The organism is Nostocoides veronense (genome assembly GCF_039531185.1).
GTDB lineage: Bacteria > Actinomycetota > Actinomycetes > Actinomycetales > Dermatophilaceae > Nostocoides_A > Nostocoides_A veronense.
Map to the genome: position 1 here is coordinate 3982 of NZ_BAAAPO010000005.1, position 6404 is coordinate 10385.

7 protein-coding genes and 1 tRNA gene are annotated in these 6404 nt (G+C 65.6%); 5 read left to right on the plus strand and 3 right to left on the minus strand.

The features are described 5' to 3' along the window. The first annotated feature begins 43 nt into the window (after positions 1–43). The 5 genes from ABD225_RS01000 to ABD225_RS01020 all read left to right on the plus strand — a co-directional run bounded on the left by ABD225_RS01000 (position 44) and on the right by ABD225_RS01020 (position 2957). A complete protein-coding gene (locus ABD225_RS01000) occupies positions 44–208 on the plus strand; it encodes a DUF2461 family protein (RefSeq protein ID WP_344079952.1) in 165 nt (54 codons plus the stop codon). Further along, complete coding sequence (locus ABD225_RS01005) at positions 205–468, plus strand: DUF2461 family protein (RefSeq protein WP_344079955.1); 264 nt, start codon at positions 205–207, stop codon at positions 466–468. The genes ABD225_RS01000 and ABD225_RS01005 overlap by 4 nt, the downstream gene beginning before the upstream one ends. Positions 469–553: 85 nt before the next feature. Then, positions 554–1279, plus strand: coding sequence for a response regulator transcription factor (locus ABD225_RS01010; RefSeq protein WP_344079958.1), 726 nt, complete (start codon positions 554–556; stop codon positions 1277–1279). Further along, positions 1279–2799 (plus strand): sensor histidine kinase, encoded by a 1521-nt coding sequence (locus ABD225_RS01015; protein WP_344079961.1) that lies wholly within the window; start codon positions 1279–1281, stop codon positions 2797–2799. The genes ABD225_RS01010 and ABD225_RS01015 overlap by 1 nt, the downstream gene beginning before the upstream one ends. A gap of 68 nt (positions 2800–2867) precedes the next feature. Next, a tRNA-Ser gene (locus tag ABD225_RS01020) sits at positions 2868–2957 on the plus strand. 214 nt (positions 2958–3171) lie between these two features. Here the strand turns inward: ABD225_RS01020 and ABD225_RS01025 are convergent. From ABD225_RS01025 to aroQ, 3 genes are all read right to left on the minus strand, one after another. Then, positions 3172–4668 carry an LCP family protein gene (locus ABD225_RS01025; RefSeq protein ID WP_344079964.1) on the minus strand — a complete coding sequence of 499 codons (1497 nt, stop codon included), beginning with the start codon at positions 4666–4668 and terminating at the stop codon, positions 3172–3174. A 194-nt stretch (positions 4669–4862) separates the two neighbouring features. Next, positions 4863–5066 (minus strand): cold-shock protein, encoded by a 204-nt coding sequence (locus ABD225_RS01030; RefSeq protein WP_344079967.1) that lies wholly within the window; start codon positions 5064–5066, stop codon positions 4863–4865. Positions 5067–5444: 378 nt separating this feature from the next. After that, entirely contained in the window at positions 5445–5885 is a 441-nt protein-coding gene (gene aroQ / locus ABD225_RS01035; RefSeq protein WP_344079971.1) for a type II 3-dehydroquinate dehydratase, read from the minus strand. Between the last annotated feature and the right edge of the window lie 519 nt (positions 5886–6404).

A 6404-nucleotide genomic window follows, 5' to 3' on the forward strand; every position in this document is an offset into this window, starting at 1 on the left:
TTCCTTGGCGTCCGCGACAGGGCTCCCCTCTAGAGTCCCCCGCATGTCCGCACTCGGTTTCCCGGCCGCCGCACTTGACTTCTATGACGGGCTGGAGGAGACCAACACACGCGAGTTTTGGCTGGCCAGCAAGACGGCATATGACCGCTCCGTCAAAGAACCGATGTCGACGCCCCGGCGACCGGCGCTGAACTCGCGCAGCTCATGACGACGCTGGTCGATTCGGGCTATGAGGTGCTCGGCGATCACGTCAAGACCACGCCTCGTGGCTTCTCGGCCGACCATCCGCGCATCGATTTGCTGCGTCAGAAGGAGGTCATGGTGATCCTGCCGTTCGGTGCTGCCGACTGGATCGCCGACGAGCGCGTCCTGACGCACGTCCGCACCTGCTGGCGCTCCGTGACGCCGCTCGTGCAGTGGATGCATGCGAATATCCCACCGCTTGAGAGCGGCGCCACCAGAAGTTAGCCCCCCCGGGCACAAAGGCGACTCATAGGAAACACACAGTCAGGACCGGGGGCGCGCCTAGGGTCGGGACGGTTGACTAGACCCCATGAGCCAATCAGCCCAGAAGTTGCAGCGCCTCGACGGGTCGCCAGTGCGCGTCCTCGTCGTCGATGACGAGCAGAACCTCACCGAACTGCTGGCCATGGCGCTGCGCTATGAAGGCTGGGATGTGCGCACCGCGGGCACCGGCACCGAAGCGGTGCGGGCGGCGCGGGAATTTGCCCCCGACGCCGTGGTCCTCGACATGATGCTGCCGGACTTCGACGGTATGGAAGTGCTGCGCCGGATGCGAGCCGACGACGCTAATGTGCCCGTCCTGTTCCTGACCGCCAAGGATGCCGTCGAGGATCGGGTGGCTGGCCTCACCGCGGGTGGCGACGACTATGTCACCAAGCCCTTCAGCCTCGAAGAGGTTGTTGCCCGCGTGCGCGCGCTCATGCGCCGTACCGCCGTCGTGGCCGATGAATCCGCCTCGGTGCTCGTCGTCGGCGATCTGACGATGAACGAGGACAGCCACGAAGTCGCCCGCGCGGGCGAGGAGATCAGCCTGACGGCGACCGAGTTCGAGTTGCTGCGATACCTCATGCGCAACCCCAAGCGCGTGCTCTCCAAGGCACAGATTCTCGATCGTGTCTGGAACTACGACTTCGGGGGCCAGGCAAATGTTGTCGAGCTCTATATCTCTTACTTGCGCAAGAAGATTGACGCCGGCCGCAGCCCAATGATCCACACGATGCGAGGCGTCGGCTACGTCCTCAAACCGGCCGACTGATGCCGCTCACACGGCCGACCCGGCAGACCTCGATGCGCGATCCGCGCACCTGGACCCTGCGCGCCAAACTCGTCGCCTCGATGATCGCCCTCTTCCTCGCGGTCAGTCTCGGCACCGGCGCGATGGTCGTCCTCGCGACTCGGCAGTATCTCGCGGGCCAGGTCGACGCCGAACTGACCGCCACCGCTCAGCGCGCAGCCTTCGGGCGGCACGGCTTCGACCCGGACGGCGATGACCGCCACGGCCCGCCCGGCGCGCCTGGTGGACTCCCGGGCACCGGCGGCACGGTGCTGCAACTGCTCGTCAAGAACGACCGGGTCGTCTCGGTCAACGGCTCACCCATCAACTCCGTGGTCGGCCGGGATGGCCAGGACACCTCTCTTGACGCTGCGCAGGTCACCTTGCTCACGGGCGCCGGCCTCGGGTCCACGCCGCGCACCATCGACTTCGGCACCGAGATCGGTCGCTATCGCGTCCTCGCGACCTCGACCCCTCAGGGTATGCAGTACACCGGCCTGCCCATCGACCCGATCGACCGCACGACGAACCAATTGCTTGGCCTGGTCACCATCGGCACGCTGCTTGGCCTCGTCGTCGTGGGTGGCGGTGGTACCTATCTCGTGCGCCGCAATCTCGAGCCGCTGCGCCGGGTGGCAGGGACGGCCCGGAAGGTCTCCACCCTTTCCCTCGAAACCGGCGAGGTCGCCCTTGTCGACCGCGTCCCGGCCCGCGACACCGATCCTCGCACCGAGGTGGGGCAGGTCGGCCTGGCCCTCAACAGCCTCCTCGACAATGTCGACGGCGCCCTGCAGGCGCGCCACCAGTCCGAGACGCGCGTGCGCCAGTTCGTCGCCGATGCCTCGCACGAGTTGCGCACCCCGCTGGCCAGCATCCGGGGGTATGCCGAACTCTCCCGCCGCGAGCCCTCCCCCGTTCCATCCTCGGTCACCCACGCCCTGAGCCGGATCGAGTCCGAGTCGCTGCGTATGCAGGGGCTCGTCGAGGACTTGCTGCTTCTGGCCCGCTTGGACGCCGGCCGGCCGCTTGAGCACGAGGCCGTCGACCTGACCCTTTTGGCGATCGACACCGTCAGCGACGCACGTGCCGCGGCTCCCGAGCACGTGTGGTCCTTGGATCTGCCGGATGAGCCGATCGAGGTCACCGGCGATCAGGCCCGGCTCCATCAAGTCCTGGCGAACCTGCTTGCCAACGCGCGCGCCCATACCCCAACCGGAACCCGCGTCACGACGTCTGTGCGGCGCGGCTCAGTGGGAGACCCAAAGCGGTCCGATGTCGTGACAATCTCCGTCACAGACGATGGACCCGGCATACCAGAAGCCTTGCAGCCCAACGTTTTCGAACGCTTCACGCGGGGTGACGTGGCTCGCAACCGGGCCGCGGGAAGCACCGGCCTGGGGCTGTCGATCGTCGCTGCCGTGACCGCCGCCCACGACGGTCGGGTCGGCCTGCGCTCGCGCCCGGGAGCCACAACGATCTTCGTGGAGTTGCCCACGACGTGAGTCACACAACCGGACGCCGAACGCTTTTGCTCGCGGGGTGCTGGGCGGGCTACCCTGTGTGGGCTGTTGGAGGCGTCGCCTAGTCCGGTCTATGGCGCCGCACTGCTAATGCGGTTTGGGTTAATCGCCCATCGAGGGTTCAAATCCCTCCGCCTCCGCGCACTGGCCCCCGGTCCCTTGTGGACCGGGGGCTGCCTCCTTGCTCCGCCTGTTGCGTGGCTGCGCCGCCCCGTTGGCCTGGACTTTCAGCCCTCGCCGGGGCTGAAGAATCGAGGTGACCGACGGGAAACATAGCCATTTGAGCATTTAGGGGCTCTCCGACCTTGATCACCTCGTGTCGGCGGCATATCTGCTCCCCGACAGCACAGCTGGTTAGTTGCAGATGTCCTGATCGGCGCTACGGGTCTCGATCCCATCAGATGCCGCCGGGGAGGCGGTCAAGGTCATCGACGGGAGCGGGTCGGTGCCGATTCGGTTTGGCACGGCGACTGGGTTGGACGCGCCGGCTCCGAGATGAACCGAGATGACGTCACCCAGGGTGTCGTCGGCCTTGAGGGTGGCGCCCGGGAAGGCCGCGGCGACGGTGCGCGCGGCGTCGCGCTGCGCGGCGGCATACCGGATGATCACACCGGTGGTCTCGCCCACCGGACCATTGGCATAGCCCGCGATCCGGAAGCCCTGCACTGCCAGCGCGGACCCGGCCTGGAGGGCCAGCCCTTCGACGCCGGAGTCGTTGCTGACCTGCACGGTGATCTGGTCCGGCGAGACGGTTAGCGGGCTCGCGGGCGTGCTGGTCGAGGACGGCTTGGGCTTGCCGGCGTTGGAGTCATCCATCGGCCGATCGGCCTTGATGGCATCCCAGATGAGGGTCGCGGATTCTTTCCACTGCACCCGGTTCGGGTCCTTGGGATAGACCTCGGTCGGCACGGTGACGAAAGCGATTCGCCCGATGCCGATATGCCGCAGGCTGTTGGCTATTGAGGCCATGGCGGTGGCCCCGAGGTCTGGGTCGGTCGTCATGGCGCCCGTGGCGGCGTTCAGGAAGCCGTAGAGGCGGTCGGGACGCAGGAGCAGTCCGGTGCTGGTGGCTTGCTGGACGACCGAGGAAAGGAATGCCTGCTGGCGCCGGATGCGATTGAGGTCGCTGCCATCGTTGACGGTCTTGCGCACCCGGACATATCCCAGGGCTTGCTTGCCATCGAGGGTATGACGACCGGCGGGCAGGGTGAATTGCGCGTCCTTGTCCGCGATATCCACATTCGTGCACACTTCGACGCCGCCGAGTGCGTCGACCATGTCTTGGAAGCCGCGGAAGTCGATAACCACGAAGTGATTGACGAAAACGCCCGTCAGGCCCTCAAGGGTCTTGATGACGCAGCCTGGACCGCCCTGATTGAAGTTGTAATTCCACTGACGAATCTCGCCATTAGCGACCGTGGAATTGGGGTCGCTGCAATCCGTGGGCGCCATCGTCATGGAGTCTCGGGGGATGGAGACGACCAGCGCGCGCTGCCGATCGGCGGAGATGTGGACAAGCAAGTTGGTGTCGGAGTGCGCCCCGCCTTCGACCGTGTCCTTGCCGTATTCGGTGGTGCCGATTCCAGTGCGCGTGTCCGATCCCATAACCAGGATATTCAGCGGCCTTGGGTCGCCCTCGCTGACCGGCGAAGTCGTGGGGCGGTTGCCAAGGGCTCGGGAGACGTCGATGCGGGTGATATTTCCGTTGAGCTTGAAGTATGCCGCGATGGACGGGATCGCCACGACCGCGAGCGCCACGACGATGACGAGGATCAGGATGCGGCGCCACCGATGTGGACGGCGCGCGCCGGGCGCGCCGTCGTCGGCGCCCACCCCCGCACGTCGAAACACGTGTCCAACATCCTCACTGCAGCAAGGCTGTGCTGCGCGAGCAGTCTAGGAGCATTTCTCCGACTGTCCAGTAGCTGACCACTCAACTTGACCACCTGGGCAAGGCATTGGCCCCGCCCGACCGAGGTCGAGCGGGGCCAATGTAAGGGTGTTCGCTACCGGCATCCGTCCCGCGTATGCCGGTCGACCCGGTCTCAGACGGGGCGGACGCGGTCAGCCTGCGGGCCCTTAGGACCCTGGGTGACCTCGAACTCCACGCGCTGCGCCTCGTCCAGCGACTTGTAGCCGTTGGTGTCGATGGCGGAGTAGTGAACGAACACATCGGGGCCGCCGCCGTCCTGGGCGATGAAACCAAAGCCCTTTTCAGCGTTGAACCACTTGACGGTGCCCTGTGCCATGGGGAGAATCTCTTCCTTCTTGGTGCGATGGAATGCACACGTCGCGCATTCCACAAAGCTGCCCTACGCCCTCCCACTGAATTGGGGCAGTCGTACCCCGACGAAATCGGACAAATTGCCCGCTCCGAAGGTTCGTGCGAAAAAGCTCGGTCAACCGGACGTGAACGCTAGCACGCATCGACGTGACGAACACCACCGCGCGGGGGGAGATGCGCGGCCGGACTGCGCATACTCTGGGCGGCCGTCCAGCGGTGTCGGCGACGTCGGGACGGTTGCACGCGAAATCTGTTGCAGCACAGTCTTTTTCGCTGAACGCGTGATGCCGCTATCAACTACTCTTCGGTAGCAAAGGCGGGTAAAAACTTTCTATAGTTCTCGTCACTCGGCGCCTAGGCGGTCCGCGATGACCGCGATCGCGAACTCGTAGCCCAGCGTTCCGCAGCCGGCGATGACGCCCGCGGCGATCGGCGCGACATACGAAAGGTGGCGGAAATCCTCGCGCGCGTGGACATTGGAGATATGTACTTCGACGATGGGGCCGGTCACGGTGGCCAGGGCATCGCGTAGCGCAATAGAGGTGTGGGTGTACGCCCCGAGATTGACGACGAATCCCGCGGACTCTCGCAGTTGGTGAATGACGTCGATCAGATCGCCCTCGTGATTCGACTGTCGAAAGTCGATGTCGAATCCCGCAGCACCCGCTGCCCGCCGGCACCGCGCCTCGACATCCGCGAGCGTCTCCGCGCCATACACCTGTGGCTCCCGCACCCCGAGAAGGTTGAGGTTGGGCCCGTTGAGGACGACGATCGTGCGGCTCATGCCCGCCAGTATGTCGGAGCCGCGCAGCCGCCGATTTCGTCAGTTTGGGCTGAGAACGTCACATGAACCTGACGATCTGGACCGAACCTGACGACCTCGCGGTGAGAACCACGAGACGAAGTGAGCGGAGATGAGGGCGTGGGGGGGTCCTACCGCCTCCGCGAGACGAAGTGAGCGGAGATGAAGGCGTGGTGGGTCCTACCGCCTCCGCGAGACGAAGTGAGCGGAGGTGCTTGCGCGTTACTCCAACGCCGAGCCGACCTTGGCGCGGCTCAACGTACGCATCGCGCGCGCATTCGAGCGCGACACGGAGATGCCCAAGGTCAGACAGTGGGAACCCCATCGAATCGCATCCAAGATTGGCCCGGCGTCGATCGAGCGCCTAGTCGCCGGATACAGCGCTGGACGCTCCGCGGCCGAGCTGGCAAAGGAGTTGGGCATTGGCGAAACGAGGCTCTTCGAACTTGACCGGGCACGGGTGCCCTGCGTGGTGACGCGGTAGGGCCCGTGACCTCGGTG